A 26,350-nucleotide genomic window follows, 5' to 3' on the forward strand; every position below is an offset into this window, starting at 1 on the left:
TCTTTGACAGCCAAGCAATTCAACAGGTTAAATCCCTTGGCACGCGGACTGCATGGTCAGTTTTCGCCCCTCTCGCTTCAATTCAGTTTCTACGGAGTACCGCCCTTGGACGCCACCACCATCAACAGCCTGTTCCTGATCGGCGCGTTGCTGGTAGCCGCAAGCATCCTGGTCAGTTCTCTTTCGTCGCGCCTCGGCATTCCTATTCTGGTCATCATCCTCGCCGTGGGCATGGTGGCAGGCGTGGATGGCGGCGGGATCATCTTCGACAACTACGCGACCGCTTACCTGGTCGGCAACCTTGCGCTGGCGGTGATCCTGCTCGATGGCGGGCTGCGAACGCGGGTGGCCAGTTTCCGGGTTGCGCTGTGGCCTGCCTTGTCGCTGGCAACGGTGGGCGTGCTGATCACCACCGTACTGACCGGCATGGTGGCTGCCTGGCTCTTCAATCTCAGCGTCATTCAGGGCCTGTTGATCGGCGCGATCGTCGGCTCCACAGACGCCGCGGCGGTGTTCTCCCTGCTGGGCGGCAAAGGCTTGAACGAGCGTGTTACCGCCAGCCTCGAAATCGAGTCGGGCAGCAACGACCCCATGGCGGTGTTCCTGACCGTTACCCTGATCGGCATGCTCGCCAGCGGGCAGACCGGGTTGCACTGGGGGCTGCTGGGGCACCTGATCCAGGAATTCGGTATCGGCAGCTTCATCGGCCTGGGCGGCGGCTGGATCCTGCTGCAACTGGTCAACCGCATCAATCTGGCGGCCGGCCTCTACCCGATTCTGGTGATTGCCGGCGGCCTGGCGATCTTCGCCCTGACCAACGCCATCCACGGCAGCGGTTTTCTCGCGGTCTACCTGTGCGGTCTGGTGCTCGGCAACCGGCCGATTCGCAGCCGCCACGGCATCCTGCATATGCTCGACGGCATGGCCTGGCTGGCGCAGATCGGCATGTTTCTGGTGCTGGGCCTGCTGGTCACGCCACACGATCTGCTGCCGATTGCGATTCCGGCGCTGGGCCTGGCGCTGTGGATGATTCTGGTGGCACGCCCGCTGTCGGTGATGGTCGGCCTGCTGCCGTTCAAGGCCTTCCATGGCCGCGAAAAAGCCTTTATCGCCTGGGTCGGCCTGCGCGGCGCGGTACCGATCATCCTCGCGGTGTTCCCGCTGATGGCCGGCCTGCCCAATGCGCAGCTGTACTTCAACCTGGCGTTCTTTATCGTACTGGTTTCGCTGTTGCTGCAAGGCACCAGCCTGCCGTGGATGGCCAAATTGCTGAAAGTGACGGTTCCGCCTGATCCCGCACCGATTTCCCGGGCCGCGCTGGAGGTACACGTCACCAGCGAATGGGAGCTGTTCGTCTACCGCCTGGGCGCCGAAAAGTGGTGCATCGGTGCAGCACTGCGCGAACTGAAGATGCCGGAAGGCACGCGTATCGCGGCACTGTTCCGCGGCCAGCAACTGCTCCATCCGTCCGGCAGTACGACACTGGAAGTGGGTGATCTGCTGTGTGTGATCGGCCACGAACACGACCTTCCGGCGCTGGGCAAATTGTTCAGCCAGGCACCGCAGCGTGGGCTGGACCTGCGTTTCTTCGGCGACTTCGTGCTCGAAGGCGACGCAAGGTTGGGTGAAGTGGCGGCCCTTTATGGCCTGAAACTCGACGGCATCGACCCAGGAATGCCGCTGAGCCAGTTCATCGTGCAGAAGAACCGTGGCGAGCCGGTGGTGGGCGACCAGGTTGAATGGAATGGAACTATTTGGACCGTTGCCGTCATGGACGGGAACAAGATCCAGAAAGTGGGCGTCAAATTCCCCGAAGGAACCCGCCCGGGCCCCGGACTGTTCCTTTAAACTGCCAACCCACACGTATCATCATGCGACCGGTGTCTATGTTTTCCCTGCGTTCCTTTTGTGCTGCCGCACTGTTTGCGCTCTGCCTGTCTTCTTTCCCGGCGCTCGCCGCCGACCCGCCCAGCAGCGACGCTGTTCAGCAAAGCCTCGACAAGATTGCCGACCGCAAGCTGCCTGACGCCGAGCAAAAGGCACTGCAGCAGGTCCTCGAGCAGACACTGGCGTTTCTGAACAGCAAGCAGGACAGCGAGCAGAAGCTCGAAGCGCTCAAACAGCAGCTCGCCCAGGCGCCAAAACAGACTTCGGAAAACCAGCGTGAACTGGCCCGCCTGAAAGAAAGCAAAGTGGTGCCCGTGGCCCAGCGCTATGGCGGCCTCGACGTGCCGCAGCTGGAGCAACTGCTCAGTCAGCGCAGCACCCAGCAGAGTGATCTGCAGAGCGAACTCAACGACGCCAACAGTCTGGCCATTACCGCGCAGACCCGGCCTGAGCGCGCCCAGACTGAAATCAGCGCCAATCAGACGCGCATTCAGCAGATCAACGCCATCCTCAAGAATGGCAAGGACAACGGCAAGACCCTGAGCGCCGACCAGCGCAACCTGCTCAATGCAGAACTGGCCTCGATCAACGCCCTCAACCTGCTGCGCCGTCAGGAACTGGCCGGCAACAGCCAGTTGCAGGACCTGGGCAACAGCCAGCACGACTTGCTGACCGAGAAGGTGGCGCGTCAGGAGCAGGAAATTCAGGACCTGCAGACCCTGATCAACGACAAGCGTCGTGCCCAGTCGCAAAAAACGGTCGCCGATCTGTCTCTGGAAGCGCAAAAGTCCGGTGGCAGCAGCCTGCTGGCGACCGAAAGCGCCGCCAACCTCAAGCTGTCGGACTACCTGTTGCGCGGCACCGATCGCCTCAACGAGCTGACCCAGCAGAACCTCAAGACCAAGCAGCAACTGGACAACCTGACCCAGACCGATCAAGCCCTCAGCGAGCAGATCAACGTGCTGAGCGGCAGCCTGCTGCTGTCCAAGATTCTCTACAAGCAGAAGCAGGCGTTGCCGCATCTGGAGCTGGACAAGGGGCTGGCCGACGAAATCGCCAACATTCGTCTGTATCAGTTCGACATCAACCAGCAACGCGAACAGATGAGCACGCCGACCGCCTACGTCGAAAAGCTCCTCGCTACCCAGCCGCCTGAAAACGTCACCCCGCAACTGCGCCGGACGCTGCTGGACCTGGCCATCACTCGCAGTGACTTGCTTGAGCGCCTCAATCGCGAGCTGAGCGCGTTGCTCAACGAGTCCATCACGCTACAGCTGAACCAGAAGCAGCTGACCAGTACCGCTCAGGGGCTGCGCGCCACACTCGACGAGCAGATGTTCTGGATCCCCAGCAACAAGCCGCTGGACGTGGAATGGTTTCAGAATATCTGGCCGCGCCTGCAAAAGCAGGTCGCCACCCTGCCGTGGACGTCCAGCCTCAGCGAACTGTCAGACGGCTTGACCCAGCGGCCGCTGCTGTTCCTCCCCTTGCTGCTGTTGATCGGCATACTGACCTGGAGGCGCAAGGCGCTGTACCAGAAGCTTAATCGCCTGCATGCCGACATCGGCCACTTCAAACGTGACAGCCAATGGAAGACGCCACTGGCGCTGCTGATCAACGTGCTGCTGGCGATGCCCGTCGCGCTGGGGCTGGCGCTGTGCGGCTACGCGCTGCAGATCGACGCCCGCGGTCAAAACGCCAACCTCGGCGAGGCCTTGCTACAGATCGCCCTCGCCTGGCTGGTGTTCTACACCGCCTACCGCGTACTCGCCCCATCTGGCGTTGCACAACTGCACTTCCGCTGGGAAACGGCGCAGGTCGAATTCCTGCGTGGCTGGGTGCGACGCCTGGGGCTGGTCGTTCTGGCCCTGGTGGCGGTGGTGGCCGTTGCTGAACACCAGCCTGCCGCACTGGCTGACGACGTGCTGGGGATCGGCGTGGTGCTGACCTGTTACGCCCTGATGACCTGGCTGCTCGGTCGCCTGCTGATCTCAAGCCCCACGCATCACAATGCCTCACTGTTCCGCAAAACCGTCGGCGTGGTGTTCACAGCATTGCCGGTCGCGCTCTTCCTGGCGGTTTGCTTTGGCTACTACTACACCGCGCTCAAGCTCAGCGACCGTCTGATCGACACTCTGTACCTGATGATGATCTGGCTGATGGTCGAGGCGACGTTCGTCCGCGGCCTGAGCGTGGCCGCCCGGCGTCTGGCCTATCAGCGCGCGCTGGCCAAGCGTCAGGCAGCCAGAGAAAACGGCGACAGCGACATTCCGGTCGAAGAACCCAAGCTGGACATCGAACAGGTCAACCAGCAGTCGCTGCGCCTGATTCGCCTGGCCCTGCTGGCCGGATTCGTCGGCGCGCTTTACCTGGTCTGGGCCGAGCTGATCACTGTGTTCGCCTATCTCGATAACATCATTCTCTACGAATACACCAGCGGCACCGGTGCCAACATGAGCATGGTGCCGATCAGCCTGAGCGACTTCCTCGGCGCTGGGGTGATCATCGTCATCACCTTCGTGCTCGCCGGCAACCTGCCCGGCCTGCTGGAAGTGCTGGTGCTGTCACGCATGAACCTCGCGCAGGGCAGTGCCTACGCGACGACCACGCTGCTGTCGTACACCATCGCCGGTGTCGGCTTCGTCACCACGCTGTCGACGCTGGGCGTGAGCTGGGACAAATTGCAGTGGCTGGTCGCAGCGCTGTCGGTGGGTCTGGGTTTCGGCATGCAGGAAATCTTCGCCAACTTCATCTCCGGCATCATGATCCTCTTCGAACGTCCGGTGCGGATCGGCGACACCATCACCATTGGCGCCCTGTCGGGGACGGTCAGCAAGATCCGCATCCGTGCCACGACCATCACCGACTTCGACCGCAAGGACATCATCGTCCCGAACAAGACTTTCATCACCGGCCAGCTCATCAACTGGTCGCTGACCGACACCGTTACCCGCGTAACCCTCAAGCTGGGCGTGGATTACGGCTCGGACCTGGACCTGGTACGCTCCCTGCTGCTGCAAGCCGCCCGGGAAAACCCTCGGGTGCTCAAGGAACCAGAGCCGATCGTCTACTTCCTGAACTTCGGCGAAAGTACCCTCGACCACGAACTGCGCATGCACGTACGCGACCTGGGCGACCGCAACCCGGTACTCGACGAGATCAACCGCTTCATCAATCGCGAGTTCAAGAAGCAGCACATCAACATCTCGTTCCGCCAGATGGAGATCTACCTCAAGAACACTCAAGGCCTGGAATACAAACTGGTGCCCGCAGAGCCAAGCGACAAGGGCAATGCGCCGACCGGAAAAACCACCCTGCAGCCGGTGAACACTACCGTAACCCCGGCGACCAAGGATGCGCCCGAGCCGCCGGAGTTGCGGCTGGATTGAGAAGACACCCACCAGCAATCAAATCAGGCCTCAACCCGCCCAATCACCACCTTCGCCTCCAGATACCCCCCAGGCTCCTTGCTGATCTGCACAGTTCCGGCACACGGTGCCAGTATCGATGTTTCCATCTTCATCGCCTCCATGATGGCGATCACCTGTCCCTTTTCTACCGTCGCACCGTCTTCAACCGCCCAGGCATGCAGGTTGCCCGCGACCGGCGTCAGTACTGCGTGCGGGTCCGGGGCGTCGGCAGCTGGCTGGCTGGCGTCAGCCGGTGCGGCAGTGTTCAGGCTCATGCCGGCCAGCAGCGCAGCAGGCAGGCCCAGTTCGTGGCGTTTGCCGTCGATTTCAACGAAGGTACGCAGCACGCCCGGGTCGGCCGGTTCTGCGTTGCGCAGGGCGATGGTGACGTGCTCGGCGAAGTCGGTTTCGATCCAGCGGGTGTGGACGGCAAAGGTATTGGCCGCCGTGAAGTCGTCATGGTCCATGACCGCCCGATGGAACGGCAACACGGTAGCCACGCCTTCCACCTTGAACTCGGCCAACGCACGGCGGGCGCGGCTGATGGCCTGTTCGCGGGTTGCGCCGGTGACGATCAGCTTGGCGATCATCGAGTCGAAGTTCGGTGAGACCCGTGAGCCTTCCGTCACGCCGGTGTCCAGGCGCACGCCCGGGCCGGATGGCGGCTGGAATACCGCGATAGACCCCGGTGTCGGCAGAAAGCCGTTGCCCGCGTCTTCGGCATTGATGCGGAATTCAAAGCTGTGGCCGCGCGGCACAGGTGTACCGTCGAACGACAGCGGCAGGCCGTCAGCGACGCGAAGTTGTTCGATGACCAGATCCACACCGCTGGTTTCTTCCGTCACCGGGTGTTCGACCTGCAAGCGCGTGTTGACCTCCAGGAACGACAGGGTTCCATCACCGCTGAGCAGGAACTCCACTGTACCGGCACCGACATAGCCCGCTTCGGCGCAGACCGCGCGGGCCGACTCGTGAATGCGCTGGCGCAGCTCGTCGGTCAGGTAAGGGGCCGGGGCTTCCTCGATCAGCTTCTGGTTGCGACGCTGCAACGAGCAATCCCGGGTGCCGACCACAACCACCCGGCCATGCCGGTCGGCGATGATCTGCGCTTCAATGTGCCTCGGGCGATCCAGAAAGCGTTCGACGAAGCACTCGCCACGACCGAACGCGGTCACCGCTTCACGCACCGCAGACTCGTACAGCTCGCTGACTTCATCGAGCTTCCAGGCGACTTTCAGGCCGCGACCACCGCCGCCAAAGGCTGCCTTGATGGCAATCGGCAGGCCGTGCTGCTCGGCAAACGCGACCACCTCGGAGGCATCGTTCACCGGGTCTTCAGTACCGGCCACCAGCGGTGCGCCGACTTTCAGGGCTATACGCCGGGCCTGGACCTTGTCACCCAGTGCGTCGATGGTCGCAGGATCGGGGCCGATCCAGATCAGACCGGCATCGATCACAGCGCGGGCGAATTCGGCGCGCTCCGAGAGAAAGCCGTAGCCGGGGTGAACCGCGTCGGCACCGGCACGAGCGGCAACCGCCAGCAGCTTTTCGATATTCAGGTAGGTGTCGGTCGGGCGCTCGCCCTGCAACCCATAGGCTTCATCGGCCTGACGCACGTGCAGCGCGTCGATATCGGCATCGGCGTACACCGCCACCGAGGCGACTCCATAGTCACGGCAGGCACGGGCAATACGAACGGCAATTTCGCCACGATTGGCAATCAGAACCTTTTTCATATGTTCTTGGTCTCGTCTGAAGTGGCGGGGCGCACTGGCTCGAAGGCGCTCAGCGGATTGAAGCGAATGCGGGCATTGACCGGAATCTGCCCGGCCTTGTCGAGGTGGTAAGTGGCGACTGCGCCGATGACCGGGTAACCGCCGGTCAACGGGTGATCGGCCAGAAACAGCACCGGCTGGCCACTGGGCGGCACCTGAATGGCGCCGACCGTGGTGCCCTCACTGGGCAACTCGCCATCGACGGCACGTTGCAGCGATTGCTCGCCCGCCAGGCGAATACCGATACGGTTGGATTGCGGCGTGACCCGCCAGGTCTGTTGCGCCAGCAGTTGCTGGGCTTCGGCGCTGAACCAGTCACTGCGCGGGCCCATGACCACATCCAGGGTGATGACCTCATCGCTACGCGGCATCTCGAAGGCCGGTTGTTCGGCAGTCGATACTGAAAGGCCGCCAGTTCTGCGCGTGAAGCCCAGCCGGTCACCCGCTGCCAGCGCGGCGGGCCCAACCTGGGCCAGCGTATCAGTGGACAGGCTGCCAAGCACCGGCTCATGAATGAAACCGCCACGAACCGCCAGATAATTGCGCAGACCGGCGCTGGGCGAACCGATGCTCACCTGATCGCCGCTCTGCAAGGCCAGCGGTGCATACAACGGCGCCTGCAGCTTTTGTCCTCCGGCGGTCAGCACCTCGACGCTGACCTGGGCCCCGGTAATCGCCACAACAGTCTGCCCCTGACAGGTGAAGGTCAGCCCGCCCATGAGAATTTCCAGGCACGCCGTCGCCGGATCGTTGCCCACCGCGCGGTTGGCAGCACGCGAGGCGCCGCGATCCAGCGCGCCCGATGCGGACACACCCTGCCCTGCCCGACCTGGACGCCCCAGGTCCTGAAACAGGGTCTGCAGACCTGGCGTTACGATCTGCAGATAGTCCTCGTTGACCGTCGTCGCCTGCGGCCGGACAGGTGCGGCAACCTGCACACGGGTCTCCGGGAGCGGACCGGCATCCTGGAAACGCACGCGATAGCCGGGCTGGAGCAAGGCGGGTTCGTCGCGGCCCAGATCCCACATGGTTGAGGGGGTCACCCCGATGATCTGCCAGCCGCCGGGGCTGGCCTGTGGATAAATGCCACTGAAACCACCGGCCAGCGCCACTGCGCCAGCCGGAATACGCGTGCGCGGCGTGCTGCGTCGTGGCACCACGAAGCCGGCGCCGCCGCTGAGGTAGGCAAAACCGGGCGCAAAGCCGCAGAACGCAACGTTGTAGTCGCTGCCGGTGTGGCGCTTGATCACTTCCTCGATGCTGATGCCCAGCTCGCGGGCGACATCGGCCAGGTCTTCGCCGTTGTAATGCACAGGTATTTCGATCAGTTTGCCCGCCTCGCGTGCCTTGCCACGAATGTCGCGCGAGGCGATCTGTGTGGCGAGGGCTTCGAAGCCGATGGCGGCTGGTCGAAAATGCACCAGCAACGTCCGGGCAGCCGGAACGATTTCCTCCACGCCAGCGATGGGCATCTGCTGTAACGATTCGAACAGGGCCAGGGTCTCGTCCAGATTCGACAGTTCAACCAGGAGTGCATCCAGGTTGGCCGGGTAGAAACGCATGAGCCTCTCCTATACGTAGTAGTAGCTGTCCGGAATATCGGTAATGAACATGTGGCCCGGAGCATGAGAAATCGCAAACGGCACACGGGACGCCATGACCACCGCCTGCGGGGTCACACCGCAGGCCCAGAACACCGGAATCTCGCCGGGCCTGATCGTCACCGCATCACCAAAATCAGGGTTCGCCAGGTCGTCGATGCCGAGCAGTCCAGGCTCGCCGACGTGTACCGGCGCGCCGTGCACACCGGGATAGCGCCCGGTGATGCGCGCCGCTTCGGCCACCCGGTCCGCCGCGATCGGGCGCATCGACACCACCATGTTGCCCTGCAAGCGGCCGGCCGGGCGGCAGATCCGGTTGCTGCGGTACATCGGCACATTGCAGCCTTCGCTGATGTGGCGCACATCGATGCCGGCGTGCATCAGGTCGGTTTCGAAGGTGAAACTGCAGCCGATCAGAAAGCTGACCAGATCAGTGTGCTGCGCCCAGATGTGGCTCACATCACTCAGCTCTTCGGCCAGTTGCCCATCGCGCCAGACCCGGTACAGTGGCAGGTCGGTGCGCAGATCAGCCTGTTCAGCCAACAGCGTGGTGTGGCTGCCGGGCTCGGTCACATCCAGCACCGGGCAGGCTTGCGGGTTGCGCTGCGCGAACAGCAGAAAGTCATACGCCCATTCACGCGGCAGCGTGATCATGTTGCACTGGGTCAGACCGGGCGCTTCGCCAGCGGTCGGCGCGACGAATCCCTGGCGATAACGGGCACGGGCGGCGCTGGCTGCCTCGCGGGCGAGTTGCAGTGAATTCATGATCAACCTCGATTGAATGCGCGGACAGTGACGCCTGCATCGTGCAAACGGTTTTTCAGGATGCGGGCGATGTTCACCGCGCCCGGGCTGTCGCCATGCACGCAGATCGAATCGGCCTGCAGGCTGATTTCGCGGCCGTCTTCAGCCTCGATGATGCCTTCGCGCACCAGGCGCAGCATGCGTTCGGCGATCAGTTCGGCGTCGTGCAGCACGGCACCGGGCCGCGAGCGCGAGACCAGCGTGCCTTCAGCGGTATAGGCGCGGTCGGCGAACGCTTCGGCGACGCAGGAAAGCCCGGCGTCGCGTGCCCAGTCGAGCAGCGGGGAATTAGCCAGGCACACCAGCTTCAACGCGGGGTCAATGCGCAGCAGCGCCTGAATGACTGCCGCGGCCTGACGCTGATCACCGGCAATGGTGTTGTACAGCGCGCCGTGAGGCTTGACGTAGCTCACGCGGGTCCCGGCGCTGCGGGCCAGGCCCTGAAGCGCGCCGATCTGATAAATGACGTCGGCGGTCAGTTGGTCGCTCGGGATGTCCATGTTGCGGCGGCCAAACCCTACCAGGTCCGGGTAGGCCACATGTGCGCCGATGGCAACGCCCCGGGCCGCAGCGGCCTCGAGGGTGCGCAGGATCCCGGCCGGGTCACCGGCATGGAAGCCGCAGGCCACATTGGCGCTGCTGACCACATCGAGAATCGCCTCGTCGTCGCCCATGCTCCAGGCGCCGAAGCTTTCACCGAGATCACTATTGAGGTCTATTGCAGGCATTTTTATTCTCCGAAATCAGGCTGCATTGATGAAGGCAAAGATGGCTCCCGCCGATTTGAACGCCATGTACCACGACAGCAGACAGGTCAGCACGCCCAGCACCAATAGCCAGCGCGGGTAGTGGTAGCCGTCCATCATGTCGGACCGGCGCCAGCCGACGTACATGAAAATGCTCAGGCCCAGTGGCAGGATCAAACCGTTGAAGCCCCCGGCAAAGACCAGCAGCGCGGCCGGTGGTTTGCCCCACATGACGTATACGACCACGGTGATCAGGATAAAGCCGACAGTTGCCAGGTTGCGCACGCGCTCGGTGATGCGTTTGGAAAATACCGTGATGAACGACATCGAAGTATAGGACGCGCCGATCACGCTGCTGATGCCGGCCGCCCAGAGCACCAGGCCGAACATGATCAGGCCGAAGTTGCCAGCGGCAGCGGTGAACGCCTGGGCCGCAGGGTTTGCGCCCTGGCCGGATACATCGATGACGACGCCGCTGGCGACCACGCCGAGGATCGCCAGAAACAGTATGTAACGGACAACCCCGGTGACCAGAATACCGGTCAGCGCCGCCTTGGACACGACATCGATGTTCTCGACCCCGACGGTGCCGCGATCCAGCAAGCGGTGAGCACCGGCGTAAGTGATATAGCCACCGACCGTGCCGCCGACAATGGTGGTGATGGCCGCGAAATCGACCATGTCCGGCAGGATCGTCTGGCGCAGAGCCTCGCCCAGCGGCGGATGCGAGGCAAAGGCGGCGAAGAGGATCAGGCAGACCTTCAGGGTGCCCAGCACCATCATGATACGGTCCATGGCAATGCCGGCGCGGTGCGATGAGAAAATCGCGATGGCGATCAGCGCGCTCAAGGCGCCCCCCCATTTGGGGTCAAGACCGGTCAACGCATTCAAGCCCAGGCCCGCACCGGCGATGTTGCCCAGACTGAACACCAGGCCGCCGAAGATGACCAGTACCGCGAGCAGATAACCGCTGCCCGGAATCGCTGCATTGGCCAGATCGGCCGCGCGCATTCTGGTCAGCGTCACGATGCGCCAGACATTCAACTGCACCACGAAGTCGATCAGGATCGAGGCCAGAATGCCGAAGGCGAACGCCGCTCCCAGAGTCGCGGTGAACGTGGCTGTCTGGGTCAGAAAACCAGGACCGATGGCAGACGTCGCCATCATGAAGATCGCGGCGATCAAAGAGGCGCGGCGCGCCTTGGTGAACTCATTGGCAGTCTGTGTCACGGCGGCATTCCTGAGATGAGGGGTATTCTGCCAGAGCAATGACCATGCCAAAGGTCATTCAAACGCGCCAAGTTGTAGATCCATAAAGATAATATTGTTGAACAATGTAGGCGATATGGATCAACCATGTGCACCATGTTGTTACGCGGGGACTCAGATGTGCTACCTGATGAAGCATCTGCTGACCTTCGTCCTTGCCAGCAAATGAGCTGTCGTGGAATATCGACCTGGCTTTTCTTTCTCTGGACCCTTTATGAACGACGCTGCTTCTGCCCTCCCTCGCACCCTCGGAGAATCGATCACCACTGAGCTTCGCAGAATGCTGGTCGAGGGCGAGCTGGTACCCGGTCAGCGCCTCTCGGAAGCCGCGCTGGCCGAGAGTCTGGATATTTCCCGTAACACCCTCAGAGAAGCTTTCAGAGTGCTGACTCGCGAAGGACTGCTGACCCACGAACCCAATCGAGGGGTCACCGTGGCCAAGCCTGATATGGCTTCAATCATCGATATCTACCGAATTCGGCGCTTCATCGAATGCGGGGCGATTGCCCAGGCTTATCCACAGCATCCCGGTGTGCTGCACATGCGCAATGCGGTCGAGGCCGGCGTGCAGGCGCGTGAGGCCAAGGACTGGATTGCCGTGGGCACCGCCAACATGATGTTTCACAAGGCCATCGTCGAGCTGTCCGACAGCCCGCGACTGGCGGCGTTTTATGCGCAGATATCAGCAGAGTTGCGCCTGGCCTTCGGGCTGCTCAACGACCCGGAGCTTCTGCATTCGCCCTATCTGGACATGAATGCAGCGGTACTCGGGCGCCTTGACGCGGGCAAGACCGATGAGGCGACGCGCATGCTCGAGGATTATCTGGTGCAATCGGAACGAACGATTCTGGCCGCCTTCGAGCGAAGCCGGAACCGGTAGTCCGGGCGCAGGCCCGATCACCAGAACTACCACCCAGGGACCCGGTCTACGGGTTCTGACCGTTGCAACACGCCCGACGAGCCAGGCAGGCCGCCGCTTCGTTGAAAGCCTGAAATTCCCCTCTGGAGGCGATACGCTTTGAAAGCACTCGACGAACTCACTTTCGACAACCGCTTTGCCCGTCTGGGCGATGCGTTCTCCACTTCCGTGCTGCCTGAACCCATCGATGCGCCGCAGCTTGTGGTTGCCAGCCAGTCAGCGCTGGCACTGCTGGACCTGGCGCCTGAACAGGCCGATCTGCCGCTGTTCGCGGAAATCTTCAGCGGCCACAAGCTGTGGTCCGAGGCAGAGCCGCGGGCAATGGTGTATTCCGGGCATCAGTTTGGCTCCTACAACCCGCGCCTGGGCGACGGTCGCGGGCTGTTGCTAGGCGAGGTGTACAACGACGCCGGCGAGCACTGGGACCTGCACCTCAAGGGCGCAGGCCGCACACCGTATTCACGGATGGGTGACGGGCGCGCCGTACTGCGCTCGTCGATCCGCGAGTTTCTGGCCTCCGAAGCCCTGCACGCGCTGGGCATCCCCAGCAGCCGCGCGGGGTGTGTGGTCAGCTCCAGCACGCCGGTGTGGCGCGAAACCCAGGAACATGCAGCCATGGTGCTGCGTCTGGCGCAGAGCCATGTGCGCTTCGGCAGTCTGGAATACTTTTTCTACACCAAACAGCCAGAGCAGTTGAAGACCCTCGCCGAGCATGTGCTGACGATGCATTACCCGCACTGCCAGGAGCAGCCTGAGCCGTATCTGGCGATGTTCCGGGAAATCGTCGAGCGCAACGCCGAGCTGATTGCCAAGTGGCAGGCCTACGGCTTCTGTCATGGCGTGATGAACACCGACAACATGTCGATTCTGGGCATTACCTTCGATTTCGGACCGTTCGCGTTTCTGGACGATTTCGATGAGCACTTCATCTGCAACCATTCCGATCACGAAGGCCGCTACTCCTTCAGCAATCAGGTGCCTATCGCGCAATGGAACCTCAGCGCGCTGGCACAGGCGCTGACCCCGTTCATCAGCGTGGAAGCGTTGCGCGAGGCCATCGGTTTGTTCCTGCCGCTGTATCAGGCGCACTACCTGGACCTGATGCGCCGCCGACTGGGCCTGACCGTTGCCAAGGAGCAGGACGAACAACTGGTCAGTCAGTTGCTGAAGCTGATGCAGAACAGTGGCGTGGATTACACCCTGTTCTTCCGCCGCCTGGGTGACCAGCCAGCCGCCGAGGCGTTGCGCACGTTGCGTGACGACTTTGTCGATATCAAGGGCTTCGATGCCTGGGCAGAAGCGTATCAGACGCGTATTGCCGTCGAAGACAACGGCACCGAGCAGGAGCGTCAAACCCGCATGCATGCGGTCAATCCGCTTTACATCCTGCGCAACTACCTGGCGCAGAACGCCATCGCCGCAGCGGAAAAAGGCGACTACGAAGAAGTCCGCCGCCTGCATCAGGTGCTCTGCACACCCTTCACCGAACAGCCCGGCATGCAAGGCTACGCCCAACGCCCGCCGGACTGGGGCAAGCACCTGGAAATCAGCTGTTCGTCGTGAGGCGTTTGTCCTCTATCGTGCCCATGCTGGAGCGTGAGGAACGATCATCACACTATCGTGCGGCGCTCCGCGTCGCATGCCGTTCTGGACGCTCCGCGTCCTCTTTACCTATGACAGCCCTGCATCCACCAGCCATTGCTCCAGGCCTTCGAGGTCGGGAATGCGGGCTACGGTTTCGCCGATCTGTACGGCGGCCAGCTCCAGTTCGGCCAGCGGAACGTCGACGTAGCTCAACTGGCTGTCGACCTTGCACGAGCGCGGGATGCCCTGGGTCAGCAGGGCGATGAACCTGACATCGTTGCGTCCGCCCAACGCATTGAGCACCACGATCCGGGCTCGACCGCCGACACGGGTGCGGCCTCCGCAGGCGGCTTCGAAGCTGAGCAGTGGCAAGGTCAGTTCGCGCCAGCTGATCGGTCCCAGGTACCACTCGGGGGCGCCCGGCTCTGCGCTGCAATCCTGGTAATCGATCAACTCGGCGACCGCGACGTTAGGCAGCAGCAGATGCCGGTCACTCAACGGCAGCAGCAGGCCGGTCAGACTGGTCAGCCGGCTGGTCTGGAACGTGCCTTCAGACATGCGCCTGGCTCCAGTAAGCGATGCTCTCCAGCAACACGGTTTCCTGATAGGGCTTGCTCAGGTACTCGTTGACGCCCACCGCCATCGCCCGATCGCGATGCTTCTGGCCCGAGCGAGAGGTGATCATGATGATAGGCAGTTCCTTGAGCTGTTCGTCCTGGCGGATCTGGCTGGCCACTTCAAAGCCGTCCATACGCGGCATTTCGATATCGAGCAGCATGATGTCAGGCGTGTGCTCCTGCAACAGGGTCATGGCATCGACACCGTCCTTGGCAGTCAGTACGTGCATGCCGTGGCGCTCCAGCAAGCGGCTGGTGACTTTGCGCACCGTCACCGAATCGTCGACCACCATCACCAGCAACGGTCTGGCGTGCTCGGCTTCGTGGTAGGCAGGCGCCAACCCTCTGAAAGGCAAGCCCTGCAAGGTACGGATCTGCGCCATCAGATCGAGAATCAGCACCACGCGGCCGTCACCCAGAATGGTCGCACCGGAAATGCCCTGCACCCTTGAGAACTGCGTACCAAGGCTCTTGACCACGATCTCGCGCGAGCCTGCCAGCGCATCGACCTGCACCGCCACCCACTGATCCTGCAGATGCACCAGCAACACCGGCAGCGGCTGCAATTGCCCGGCCAGTCTGGGCGGGCTGCTACCCAGCAATTCGCCCAGATAGCGCAACTCGTAACTGCGTCCGCCATATTGATAGCGCGGCGGGGTGGTCTGGTAATAGCCGTCCAGCTCATTGGCCATGACACGCACGATGCCATCGACGGTATTGAGCGGTACTGCATACTGTTCTTCGCCGCACGTCACCATCAACGCCCGGTTGACCGACACCGAAATCGGCAGCCGGATACGGAAGCGCGTGCCCTTGCCCGGCACCGAGTCGATGACCATGGAACCGCCCAGTTGCTTGACCTCGGCGTGCACCACATCCATGCCCACACCACGGCCGGAAATCTGGGTGATGATCTCGCTGGTGGAAAACCCCGCCTGCAGAATGAACGGCAACACTTCATGGTCGGACAGATCGGCATCCGGGTGGATCATGCCGCGCTTGATGGCCTTGCGACGTACTGCAGCGAGGTCAACGCCAGAGCCATCATCGCTCAGTTCGATGACCATATCGCCGCCTTCGTACATCAGTTCCAGACTGATATGGCCCTGCTCCGGCTTGCCGGCGGCGATGCGTTTTTCGGTGCTTTCAAGCCCGTGATCGACGGCGTTGCGCAGCATGTGCTCCAGTGGCGCGACCATTCGCTCCAGCACGTTGCGGTCCATTTCACCGTCGGCATTGCCCACTTCGAAATGGACTTTCTTGTGCAGTTCCGACGCCACTTGGCGTACCACACGACGCAGGCGTGGCACCAATCGCTCGAACGGCACCATGCGCGTACGCATCAGGCCTTCCTGGAGCTGGGTGTTGACCCTGGCCTGTTGCGACAGCAGCGTTTCTGCGTCGCGGGCGCGCGCACCGAGGGTTTCCTTGAGGTCCATCAGGTCGGACGCCGATTCGAACAAGGCGCGCGACAGTTGCTGTAACTGCGAATGACGGTCCATTTCCAGCGGGTCGAACTCTTCGTAACCCAGCCGCTCGGCCTGGACCTGCTCCCGGCTAAGGATGCGCCCCTGGGTTTCCATATCGAGACGACGCAATTGGTCGCGCATCCGCTCGATGGTGGTTTCCATCTCGACCAGAGCGATCTGCGAATCAATGATCTGCTGTTCGATGCGTCCACGGAAGATGGATGTTTCGCCGGCCAGGTTGACCAGGTCTTCCAGTTGCTCGGCAGGCACCTTGACCATTTCCGGGCCGCTGCGCTCGGCCTCCCCTTCGGCCACCGGGGCCACGGCGACGACTGACTCCGGACTGACTTCCGGGTCCTGCGCAGCCAGCGGTGCGCCCACCGGCTCATCGGTGGCCAGCCTGCGAATGCTCTCAATCAGCAAGGTGGCATCAGGCAACGGTTTTTCATTGCGCACGGCATCGAGCATGTCGGCCAGCACATCCTGACCGCTCTGCAACAGGCCGATCATCAACGGCGCGGGCTGCAGACTTCCGGTGGAAAGCCCCTCGTAAAGCGTCTCCAGTTCGTGAGCGAGGTCGCCTATCGGAGCGATTTCCACCATCCGCGCGCCGCCCTTGAGGGTGTGCAGGTCGCGCAGCAGGTTTTCGACTTCCAGCATGTTATGCGGATCGGCCTGCCAGCGGGCCAATGCCGCGCCGGAGCTTTCCATGATGTCGAAGCCTTCCTCAAGGAAGACTTCACGCAGCTCGGTGTCATGTTCGGGAAGATCTTCATTGGCCACCGGCGAGGCCTGCACCTCGGGCCCGGTGCTCTCGAGCGTGCGGCAGCTGCGCAGTGCTTCGATCAAGGCCGAAGGGTCGCTGAGCGCTTCCTGCCGATACAGTTGCTCGAGCAGAATCGCCAGATGGTCGTGGCTCTCGTGCAGCAGCTCGGCCAGCGTCGGCGAATGGTTGAAGCGCCGGTCGATCAAGCCTTCGTAGAGGTTTTCCAGTTCGTGGGCCAGATCGCCCACCTCGCCCACCTCAGCCATCCGCGCACCGCCCTTGAGGGTGTGCAGGTCACGCTGCAACGAGGCCAGCGGCGCAGGGTTTTCTGGATCGGCCAGCCAGCGCTGCAACGCTTGACCGGCACTGTCGAGGATATCGACGGCTTCCTCCAGAAATATCTCGACGATTTCGTCGTCCGGACCGGCAACGTCAGTGTCAGTGTGCCCGGCCTCGTTTGCCAGTTGCTCGGTGGCGGCGTTGAGCTCGGTGATGCTCAACGTGCGATGGCCGTCGCTCTTGACCAGCCCGGTCGCCGACGGGTCAAGCGCCTGATCCAGCAACTGGTTCAAGGCACGCACGCATTCGGGACGCGGCTCGACATCCTGGCCGGCAGCCACCTGATCAAGCATGTTGATCAGCGCTTCGTGAGCATTTTCTGCCACATCGAAAAACCGTTCGCTGACCGCCAGACTGCTTTCCTCGACCGCTCCGTAGAGGTCGAGTAAGGCTTCGCACAGTTCATCGACCTGCGGCAGGTCGGCCAGATGCGCGCCGTGACCGAGGGTGGTCAGCTCATCGAGCAGCGCGCTCAGTTCCTGACGTTCGCCGGGGTGCTGCCGCCAGCGCCGCAGGAGGTTTTCCGCATCCAGCACGATGTCCATGCCTTCGGCCAGAAAACTGGCGAGCAGCGTGGGGTTGCGCTTGATCCGCAGGCCGCTGTCCGACTCGCGCAGCACCACGGTGAGGCGCTCGTTGAGCATTGCCAGGGCGGCCTCGATCAGCGGCGCGGCACCCGGAATATCGGCCAGCGGCGTGCTGTCGAGTTGTTCGAGGCCCTTGTGCAGCAACGGCTCGGCGCGGCGCAGCAGGACGAGTTCCGGTGAGCCGATATCGATGAGGTTGGCCTTGTATTCACGCACCAGTTGATCGAGCGGGCTGGCCAGTTCGGCAATCGGCAGCACTCCGGCCATGTGCGCGCTGCCCTTGAGCGTATGCAGCGCACGCAGCACCGCGTCGCTGATCGCCGGCGACGCTGATTGTTCGGCGTTGTCGAGGAAGCGACCGAGGGTGTTCAGATGGCCGAGCGCTTCCTGACGGAAAATCTCCAGCAACTGTGGATCGAGCGCTTCGGCGGCAACAGGCTCGCCTGCCTCAGGATCATCCGCGACCGGCAGCGTCGGCAGCTCCAGCCCATTGGCCAACGCATGGGCACGGGCCGCCAACAGGTCGACATCGTTACGCTGGCACTGTGCATCTTCGGCAAAGTCGCGGATGACCGACGGCAGCAGCGCCTGCACTTCGCTCATCAATTGCTGCACTTCGAGGCCCGGCAGTACGTCGCCTTCCAGCACCCGGTTGAGCAGGTTTTCCACCGCCCAGGCCAGTTCGCTGAGGATCAGTGCACGCACCATCCGGCCGCTGCCCTTGAGCGTATGAAACGCACGGCGTACCTCGGTCAGCGCCGTGCTGTCCCAACGGCCGTCGCTGCCAAGCGAGGTGAACCAGCGCGGCAGGTACTCGCGCAGCGCGTCGAGCACCTCGTCGGCCTCTTCGAGAAACACATCGCGCAACTCGTCGTCCACCGCCTCTTCTCCGGCCGCGGGCGGCAACAGGCTGGTGGGTACGTTACGGGCGGGAGGGTTGACGGCCGAGACCGGGCTGGCGAGGACCTGGGCAATGGTCTGCGTGGGGCTGACCAGCGCCTTGCGGTCATCCAGCTCCAGCAACTCGTCCTGAGTGATGATCTCTTCGAGCAACGGTACTTCGAGAGTGTCCGCAGCGGGCGTATAGCCCAGCCGTGCCAGGCTTTGCTGGGCCATGTCGAGCACCTGGTCGCCAGGCGCCTGATGGTCTTCGAGCATGCGCTCCAGGTAATACTCGATGCCGGTGATGGTGTCGGCCAGGCAATCGAGCTGAACCCAGGTGGGACGGGTTTCGTCCACCAGCAGGTGTTCCTGAATGTATTCGTTACAAGCGGCCAGCAGGCTGGCAGCACGGGCCAGCGGGATCATCGCCAGCGCACCCCGTACCTGCACGATCAGCGCGCACAGCGGATCGAGCCGCTGCCGGTCCCACTCGCCGTCGATGTAATCGAGGATCACGTCCTTGGCCTGCTGCAACACCGTGCGGGCTTCGCGAATCACCAGTTGATGAATCTGCGTCAGGTCGGTAGTCGGCAGGCGGCTTTCCTCGCGGCTGACCTGCTCGTGACTGCCGGCCATGCCGGCAAGGGTCGATTCGACGTAGAGCAAGGCACCCGCGACATCCATCAGCGCAGCGTCGCTGGGCTCGCGCTGCCCCTGCGCCAGACCGAGCACCACAGACAACTGATCGATGATCACCTTGCGCGGCTGGCCGAAACCCAGCACCGCCAGGGTATCGGCAATCTGCCGCAACGGCGGCAGCAACGCGTTGAGCTCGCTGACATGCTGACGGTCGCCGCGCACGAACACGTCGAGCCGCTCCTTGACCCTGACCAGCCCTTCACACAAGGCCACGATCACCGAACGCATGGCGTCACGGTCCGGACCGGCCATGCGGGCGCGCTCTTCATTGACCACATCGTTGCCGGGCAAGGCATCGGCCAGCGCGTACTGGTCCTTGAGGTCGAGCATCTTCGGCGCCAGGCTGTCGGACTTGGCGATATAGAACAGCAGGCTTTTCAACAGCTCTTCGGGGGCGGGCTGGTTGATGCCGGTGACGCCCTGCTCGGCCAGACGCTTGAGTTCCTTGTCGGCGTCCTTCAGCAGACTGCGCAGCGCCGGGCTGTTGGTGAAGTTGCCGTTGAGCATGGTTTCGACCAGTGCCGAGGCGATCCGCCAGAGCGCACCGAGCGGCGCGTCTTCGCACAACTGTTCAAGCCGGGCAAACACCTTGGCCATGTAGCCGAGCTGGGTCTGCACGCCCTGCTCACGCATCAGGCCGGCCAGCGCCGCCTGCAGGGTCTGGCGCAGCTTGCGCAGCAGGTTGGGCAATTCCGGGGTATTGCGCCGCGCCAGCTCCTCTTCATCAAGCGGCGGCACGACGACCAGTTGCGGGGCGAACAGGCTGGTTTCCGAGAGCAGACTTTCGCCCCGCGCACTGCGCAGGTCATTGAGCAATGGCAAGACCACCAGCGGCAGGTCGCGGCGCGCGGAATGAATGCGTTCCAGGTAAACCGGCAACTGACTCATGGCCTGGATCAACAGTTGCTCGGACTCGATCGGATGGCTGACGCGGTTCTGCTGGACCGCCAGCGCCAGTTGCTCGATTTCCTCGGCCAGCAACGCGGCGCCGTAGAACTCGATCATCTGCAGGCTGCCGTGAACCTGATGCACCAGGTTCAGGCACTCGGCCATCGCTGCAGCGTTGGTCGGGTCTTCGATGAACGGGTCCAGCGCCTGTCGGGCCTGGCGCAGCGTTTCGGCGATCTCGCCCTTCAGCCACTCAAGAGCTACGTAATCGTGACGATCAGCCATGACGAGTACCGTCCGTTACCCAATCAAGGTTGTTCATGTGCGGTACATCATCCGGCTTTCTTCGATGACGGCAGGGCAAAGCCCGATACCGAGCGCCGCATTTCGCTGGCCATTTTCGCCAGGTTGCCGATGCTTTCGGCGGTGGCCGATGTGCCCGAGGTGGTCTGCGAAGTGGTCTGCTGAATGACGGTCATGATCTGCGAAATCTGCCCGGCAGACTCGGCCTGTTGGTGGGCGGCATCGGTGATACTTTCGATCAGCTCGGCCAGCACTCTGGACACCCCTTCGATTTCGCCCAGCGCCACCCCGGCGTCCTGCGCCAGCCGGGCACCGCGCACCACTTCGCTGGTGGTCTGCTCCATGGAGATAACCGCCTCGTTGGTGTCGTTCTGGATGGCCCGGACCAGCGTTTCGATCTGCTTGGTCGCAGACGACGAACGCTCGGCCAGCCGTTGTACTTCGTCGGCTACCACAGCAAACCCTCGTCCGGCATCACCGGCCATCGACGCCTGAATGGCGGCATTGAGGGCCAGAATATTGGTCTGGTCGGCAATGTCGTCAATCAGGCTGACGATGTCGCCAATCTCCTGTGACGACTCGCCCAGACGCTTGATGCGCTTGGAGGTGTCCTGAATCTGCTCGCGAATGTTGTCCATGCCATGAATGGTGTTTTGCACCACCTCGTTGCCTTTATTGGCTATCGTCACGGAGCGCTCCGCCACGGCCGAGGACTCCGAGGCGTTGGTCGAAACCTGATCGATGGACGCCGCCATGTCGTTGATCGCTGTCGACGCCGCACTGATCTGCAACGCCTGGTGCTCTGAAGCAGCCGACAATTGCATGGCCGTCGCCTGGGTTTCGGTCACCGCAGCCGCTACCTGCTCGGCAGTCAGGTTGATGGTCACCACCAGCTCGCGCAACTGGTCGATGGAGTAATTGATGGAGTCGGCAATCGCCCCGGTGAAGTCCTCGGTCACCGAGGCCGTGACCGTCAGGTCGCCATCGGCGAGGTTCTCGATCTCGTCCAGCAGACGCATGATCGCCGTCTGGTTGCGTTCGCTCTTCTGCGCAGTTTCGCGCAACTGGCGATTGGTCTCGCGCACCATGACCAGACCGATGAGGATGATCGACGCCAGCGCCAGCAAGCCCAGCACATAGCCGCCGACGGTGTTCATAGTGCGGCGCTTGGCAAGGTTTTCCAGGCTGTTGGCGAGTACCGAGGTTTCATCCAGCAAGGTCTGTGATGTGTTAAAGATGTTGCCCGAGGCCTCGCGCACCTGATACAGCTCGGGCGAGGTTTCGAGAATCTCGTCCACCGAGCCGGAGACGAATTCGAACAGCTCGGCGATCTCCGCCAGCCGCGCGCGCGCATCGCGGTCCTCGACCTGGGATATGCGCAGCGTGGCGTTGCCCTCCAGCATGCCGTTGAGCACACGACCAAACTGGCTGGCATCGCGGCCAAAGGCGTCGGCGGCCTGCACAGCCGTTTCATCACCGGCCAGCACGGTGTTGACCGAGCCGAGAATTCGTTCTGCGAGCAGCGCCTGGCGTTGCGCAACCACCACCTGTGCGGCGGGCGCACGGCTTTGCAGCAGACTCTCGACGACTTTCTCGTATTCGGCCTGCAATTGCGGAATGGTTTCGGCCAGCGTTGCCGCCACCTGATGCAGCGACAGAACGGTCTGTTCGCTGGCCAGAATCACGTCGGTGCTCTTGCGCAGCCCTTCCCAGTCACGTTGCACGGTGCGCAATTCGTCGCGTATCAGGTCGGGGGCCGCAGGCAGGCCGGTGGCCGGGTCGCCTTTTCTCAGATAGCCCCAGCGCACGTCGAAATCATTGCGCGCATCGGCCAGCAACTTGAACGCCTGGGTTTTGCCGGCAGCCGCTTCGGTGGCGTTTTTCGCGATGCGTTGCGACAGGACGCGCAGCTCACCGGCATGCCCGATGTACTGTTTGTCGTAGTTGGACTGAGTGTTGAGGTAAGCGAAGTTGGCGAACAGCAACATGATGAAAACGATAAGCGCCACGAACAGCAGAATAATCTGCGTCCGGCTTCTTGCGCCTTCCCTTGACCGGTCTGTACTACTCATTAATCAGGCCCCCGCCTGGATCAATTGTGAAACACACCAGGCCCGACATGCTAGGAAGCCAGGTCCATGAACTCCGCAGACTGCACCAGCGCCCACGGGCTGAAGATCTGCCACGCCTGTTCGCGGATAAACTGCCCGCGCAGGAACGGCACCATACGCTGATCCATGTCATGCGGGGTCTGGGGTATGAGGCTCAACTGACTGAAACGTTGCATGCCGAACACTTCATCGACCAGCAGACCGGCAAATACATCATGGTGCTCGACCACCAGCACCCGTCGCTGTTTGCGCACCGGCACCAGTTCGTGGCCGAAAAACCCGCACAGATCCATGAGTGGCAACAAGCGACCGCGCAGGTTGGCGATACCCGCCACCCAGAACTTCACACCGGGCATTACCGCATGATGGGGTTCGTGAAGGATTTCGGCGATCTCGCCGATCGGCGCTACAAACCGTTGCTCGCCCATGCGAAAGCCGATACCGACCCAGTCCTGCTGATGGGCTTCCTGCAGCGGCAGGCCCGCCGCCAGCGAACGACAGCGTCGATCCATATCCAGAAGCAGTTCAAAAGCGGTGCGCGGCTCGGCCATGGCGATTCCGGCAATCAGCCGGCCAGCACCGCATTCAGGGTTTTCATCAGGGTTTCTTCGTCCACCGGCTTGGTCAGGTAATCGCGTGCGCCCTGACGTTTGCCCCAGACCTTGTCGGTCTCCTGATCCTTGGTGGTAATCATGATCACCGGGATCATGCTGGTGTCGGCATCCTTGGTCAGCTGACGCGTGGCCTGAAAGCCGTTGAGCCCCGGCATGACGATGTCCATCAGCACGGCATCGGGCTTTTCCTGACGGGCCAGGGCCACGCCATCAGCGCCGTTTTCGGCCTTGAGCACTTCATGACCGTGCTTTTCCAGCATGCCGGTGAGTTTGTACATTTCAGTCGGCGAGTCATCGACGATCAATATTCGAGCCATGGGTGTTCCCCGTCAGATTACGAGCGCGCTACATCAGGCGCGGGCGTCATGGTATGTGTTGTTCTGCTGCAACGAAGCCCGGCACATGAGCCTTGATCGCGCTGAGCAGTTCTTCCTTGCTGAAAGGCTTGGTCAAAAACTGATCGGAACCGACAATCCGCCCCTTGGCCTTGTCGAACAGGCCGTCCTTGGAGGACAGCATGATGACCGGCGTCGACTTGAATGCCCGGTTGTTCTTGATCAGCGCGCAGGTCTGATAACCGTCCAGACGCGGCATCATGATATCGACGAATATGATTCGCGGGTGGTTATCGGCAATCTTGGCCAGCGCGTCGAAACCGTCTATCGCAGTGATGACTTCACAGCCTGCGTTCTTGAGCAGTGTTTCGGCGGTGCGGCGGATGGTCTTCGAATCATCGATGACCATGACTTTCAGGGCGGAGGCGTGTTGTTCCATAGCTGCTCTTCCATCGCCGCAGCGAATTTTTGCGCATTCTGCGAGGCACTGGGAGCCTGACGGTATCGCTTCGTTGATCCACTGGGACCGAAGACCGGATGCCGAGCCTTTTTAGCACACTCTCCAGACGCAATCCATAAAGTGCACCTTGGCGCATCGCGGCAGGCCTGCCCCTTGACCGGGAGCAATCGGAGCGCCACCCTGATGCCAATTTTACGGCCGTTGCGGCCCTTACCGATCAGAGGATATTGCCCATGAGCGTTCGCCTAGGGATTGTCATGGACCCCATTGAGCGCATTTCCTATAAAAAGGACAGCTCGCTGGCCATGCTGCTTGCCGCCCAGGAACGCGGCTGGTCACTGTTCTATATGGAACAGAAAGACCTGTATCAGAACGCCGGCCAGGCCCGCGCACGCATGAAGCCGCTCAAGGTGTTTGCCGATCCGGCCAAGTGGTTCGAGTTCGAAGCCGAAGTCGACGCAGGTCTTGACGATCTGGACGTGATCCTGATGCGCAAGGATCCGCCGTTCGACATGGAGTTCGTCTACGCCACCTACCTGCTGGAGCAGGCCGAGCGTGCCGGCGTCCTGGTGGTCAACAAGCCGCAGAGTCTGCGTGACTGCAACGAGAAGCTGTTCGCCACGCTGTTCCCGCAGTGCACACCGCCGACACTGGTCAGCCGCCGCGCGGACATCATCCGTGAATTCGCCGAACAGCACGGCGACGTGATCCTCAAGCCGCTGGACGGCATGGGCGGTGCGTCGATCTTCCGCCATCGTGCGGGCGATCCGAACCTGTCAGTGATCCTCGAAACCCTGACCGCCCACGGCACGCAGCAAATCATGGCGCAGGGCTACCTGCCCGCCATCAAGGACGGCGACAAACGCATTCTGATGGTCGATGGCGAACCGGTCCCGTATTGCCTGGCACGCATCCCGGCAGCCGGCGAAACGCGTGGCAACCTGGCGGCAGGCGGGCGTGGCGAGGCCCGTCCGTTGAGCGACAAGGACCGCTGGATCGCCGAACAGATCGGCCCGACCCTGCGTGAAAAAGGCCTGCTGTTCGTCGGCCTCGACGTGATCGGTGAGCACCTGACCGAAATCAACGTCACCAGCCCGACCTGCATCCGCGAGATCGACAACGCCTTCGGCACCAACATTGGTGGCCTGCTGATGGACGCGATCGAGAAGAAGCTGCAAGCACGCAAGGGCTGATCAGCCACTGACGCCGCCGGCCACGGTCAACACCGTGCGCCACGGCGTCAGATCGATTCCCTTCGTCCGATCCGCAGCAGAGCGGCGCGGCACATTGCGTTATCATGCGCCACCTGTAACACGACACGGATTTTGACATGCAGGCTGACGAGATGCTGAACCGCCAATGACATCCATGGCCAAAAACGACCTCCCCCTGGAACTCGCCAACGCCGGTGTGCGTCCTGCCGATCGCCTGGGCTTTACCATGATGATCGCGGCGCTGATTCACCTCGCGGTGATCCTTGGCGTGGGGTTCACCTATGTAAAGCCGGAGCAGATCTCGCAGACGCTGGAAATCACCCTGGCCACCTTCAAAAGCGAAGAAAAGCCCAAGCAGGCTGACTTTCTGGCGCAAGACGATCAGCAGGGCAGCGGCACCCTGGACAAGGCCGAAACGCTCAAGACCACTGAACTGGCGCCCTATCAGGACACCAAGGTCAACAAGGTCACGCCGCCCCCGGCCAGCAAGCCGGTGGTCAAACAGGAAGCGCCGAAGACCGCCGTCGCGACTACCGCGCCCAGCCAGCAGAAAACCGTTGCCAAACGCGATGAGGTCAAGCCCGAGCCCGCCACCAAGGCTGCACCGACCTTCGACAGCTCGGAACTGAGCAACGAAATCGCCAGCCTGGAAGCCGAACTGTCGACCGAACAGCAGCTTTACGCCAAGCGCCCGAAGATCCACCGCCTCAATGCGGCGTCGACCATGCGCGACAAAGGCGCCTGGTACAAGGATGACTGGCGCAAGAAGGTCGAGCGGGTCGGAAACCTGAACTATCCTGAGGAAGCACGACGCAAGCAGATCTACGGTAATTTGCGACTTCTTGTGTCAATCAATCGGGACGGCTCGTTGTATGAAGTGCTGGTGCTTGAATCTTCAGGGCAGCCTTTGCTGGATCAGGCCGCACAACGAATCGTGCGTCTGGCGGCGCCTTTTGCGCCGTTCACCGGCGATCTGGCGGATATCGATCGACTGGAGATCATCCGCACCTGGAAATTTGCACGCGGAGACAAGCTGTCAAGCAACTGAACTTTTTGCCAGCTGACGCTCGA

General features: G+C 62.2%; 17 protein-coding genes. 6 read left to right on the forward strand and 11 right to left on the reverse strand.

What is annotated here, in order from left to right; translation table 11 throughout:
• Positions 1-105 precede the first annotated feature (105 nt).
• Together ACW55A_RS13540 and mscK are read left to right on the forward strand one after the other, a co-directional pair.
• Positions 106-1,848, forward strand: a complete 1,743-nt coding sequence (locus ACW55A_RS13540; RefSeq protein ID WP_003432036.1) for a potassium/proton antiporter — start codon at positions 106-108, stop codon at positions 1,846-1,848.
• A gap of 23 nt (positions 1,849-1,871) precedes the next feature.
• Positions 1,872-5,276 carry a mechanosensitive channel MscK gene (mscK, locus tag ACW55A_RS13545; protein WP_072365052.1) on the forward strand — a complete coding sequence of 1,135 codons (3,405 nt, stop codon included), beginning with the start codon at positions 1,872-1,874 and terminating at the stop codon, positions 5,274-5,276.
• Between the two features lie 23 nt (positions 5,277-5,299).
• Here the strand turns inward: mscK and ACW55A_RS13550 are convergent, their stop codons facing one another.
• From ACW55A_RS13550 to ACW55A_RS13570, 5 genes are read right to left on the reverse strand one after another with little or no spacing between them, the layout of a single operon-like run.
• A complete protein-coding gene (locus ACW55A_RS13550) occupies positions 5,300-7,033 on the reverse strand; it encodes an acetyl/propionyl/methylcrotonyl-CoA carboxylase subunit alpha (RefSeq protein ID WP_455808252.1) in 1,734 nt (577 codons plus the stop codon).
• Positions 7,030-8,634 (reverse strand): 5-oxoprolinase subunit B/C family protein, encoded by a 1,605-nt coding sequence (locus ACW55A_RS13555; RefSeq protein WP_498811335.1) that lies wholly within the window; start codon positions 8,632-8,634, stop codon positions 7,030-7,032. Before ACW55A_RS13555 ends, ACW55A_RS13550 begins: the two co-directional genes overlap by 4 nt.
• Before the next feature lie 9 nt (positions 8,635-8,643).
• On the reverse strand, positions 8,644-9,438 hold the full coding sequence (locus tag ACW55A_RS13560; protein WP_455808254.1) for a putative hydro-lyase: 795 nt from the start codon (positions 9,436-9,438) through the stop codon (positions 8,644-8,646).
• Between the two features lie 2 nt (positions 9,439-9,440).
• Positions 9,441-10,205, reverse strand: coding sequence for a LamB/YcsF family protein (locus ACW55A_RS13565; RefSeq protein WP_003366163.1), 765 nt, complete (start codon positions 10,203-10,205; stop codon positions 9,441-9,443).
• 15 nt (positions 10,206-10,220) lie between these two features.
• Complete coding sequence (locus tag ACW55A_RS13570) at positions 10,221-11,453, reverse strand: NRAMP family divalent metal transporter (protein WP_002551747.1); 1,233 nt, start codon at positions 11,451-11,453, stop codon at positions 10,221-10,223.
• 253 nt (positions 11,454-11,706) lie between these two features.
• Between ACW55A_RS13570 and ACW55A_RS13575 the strand changes: the two genes are divergently transcribed.
• Together ACW55A_RS13575 and selO are read left to right on the forward strand one after the other, a co-directional pair.
• Positions 11,707-12,372, forward strand: a complete 666-nt coding sequence (locus ACW55A_RS13575) for a GntR family transcriptional regulator (protein ID WP_005778794.1) — start codon at positions 11,707-11,709, stop codon at positions 12,370-12,372.
• 138 nt (positions 12,373-12,510) lie between these two features.
• Entirely contained in the window at positions 12,511-13,974 is a 1,464-nt protein-coding gene (gene selO / locus ACW55A_RS13580; RefSeq protein WP_455808256.1) for a protein adenylyltransferase SelO, read from the forward strand.
• Positions 13,975-14,082: 108 nt separating this feature from the next.
• On the opposite strand, the gene ACW55A_RS13585 is transcribed toward selO, so the two are convergent.
• Genes ACW55A_RS13585 through pilG form a run of 6 tightly spaced genes read right to left on the reverse strand, consistent with a single transcriptional unit; the run spans position 14,083 to position 24,044 of the window.
• Positions 14,083-14,553 carry a chemotaxis protein CheW gene (locus ACW55A_RS13585; RefSeq protein ID WP_002551743.1) on the reverse strand — a complete coding sequence of 157 codons (471 nt, stop codon included), beginning with the start codon at positions 14,551-14,553 and terminating at the stop codon, positions 14,083-14,085.
• A complete protein-coding gene (locus tag ACW55A_RS13590; protein ID WP_498811336.1) occupies positions 14,546-20,527 on the reverse strand; it encodes a hybrid sensor histidine kinase/response regulator in 5,982 nt (1,993 codons plus the stop codon). Before ACW55A_RS13590 ends, ACW55A_RS13585 begins: the two co-directional genes overlap by 8 nt.
• 47 nt (positions 20,528-20,574) lie before the next feature.
• A complete protein-coding gene (locus ACW55A_RS13595; protein WP_032609251.1) occupies positions 20,575-22,617 on the reverse strand; it encodes a methyl-accepting chemotaxis protein in 2,043 nt (680 codons plus the stop codon).
• A 50-nt stretch (positions 22,618-22,667) separates the two neighbouring features.
• Positions 22,668-23,207, reverse strand: a complete 540-nt coding sequence (locus tag ACW55A_RS13600; protein ID WP_498811337.1) for a chemotaxis protein CheW — start codon at positions 23,205-23,207, stop codon at positions 22,668-22,670.
• Between the two features lie 14 nt (positions 23,208-23,221).
• Positions 23,222-23,587 (reverse strand): twitching motility response regulator PilH, encoded by a 366-nt coding sequence (gene pilH, locus ACW55A_RS13605; RefSeq protein ID WP_003316741.1) that lies wholly within the window; start codon positions 23,585-23,587, stop codon positions 23,222-23,224.
• A 46-nt stretch (positions 23,588-23,633) separates the two neighbouring features.
• Positions 23,634-24,044 (reverse strand): twitching motility response regulator PilG, encoded by a 411-nt coding sequence (gene pilG, locus ACW55A_RS13610; RefSeq protein WP_003366149.1) that lies wholly within the window; start codon positions 24,042-24,044, stop codon positions 23,634-23,636.
• A 254-nt stretch (positions 24,045-24,298) separates the two neighbouring features.
• On the opposite strand from pilG, the gene gshB reads away from it, so the two are divergent.
• Together gshB and ACW55A_RS13620 are read left to right on the forward strand one after the other, a co-directional pair.
• Positions 24,299-25,258, forward strand: a complete 960-nt coding sequence (gene gshB, locus ACW55A_RS13615) for a glutathione synthase (protein WP_003316740.1) — start codon at positions 24,299-24,301, stop codon at positions 25,256-25,258.
• A 175-nt stretch (positions 25,259-25,433) separates the two neighbouring features.
• A complete protein-coding gene (locus ACW55A_RS13620) occupies positions 25,434-26,327 on the forward strand; it encodes an energy transducer TonB (RefSeq protein ID WP_003366148.1) in 894 nt (297 codons plus the stop codon).
• Positions 26,328-26,350 lie beyond the last annotated feature (23 nt).

The organism is Plantibacter cousiniae (nom. nud.) (assembly GCF_977070315.1).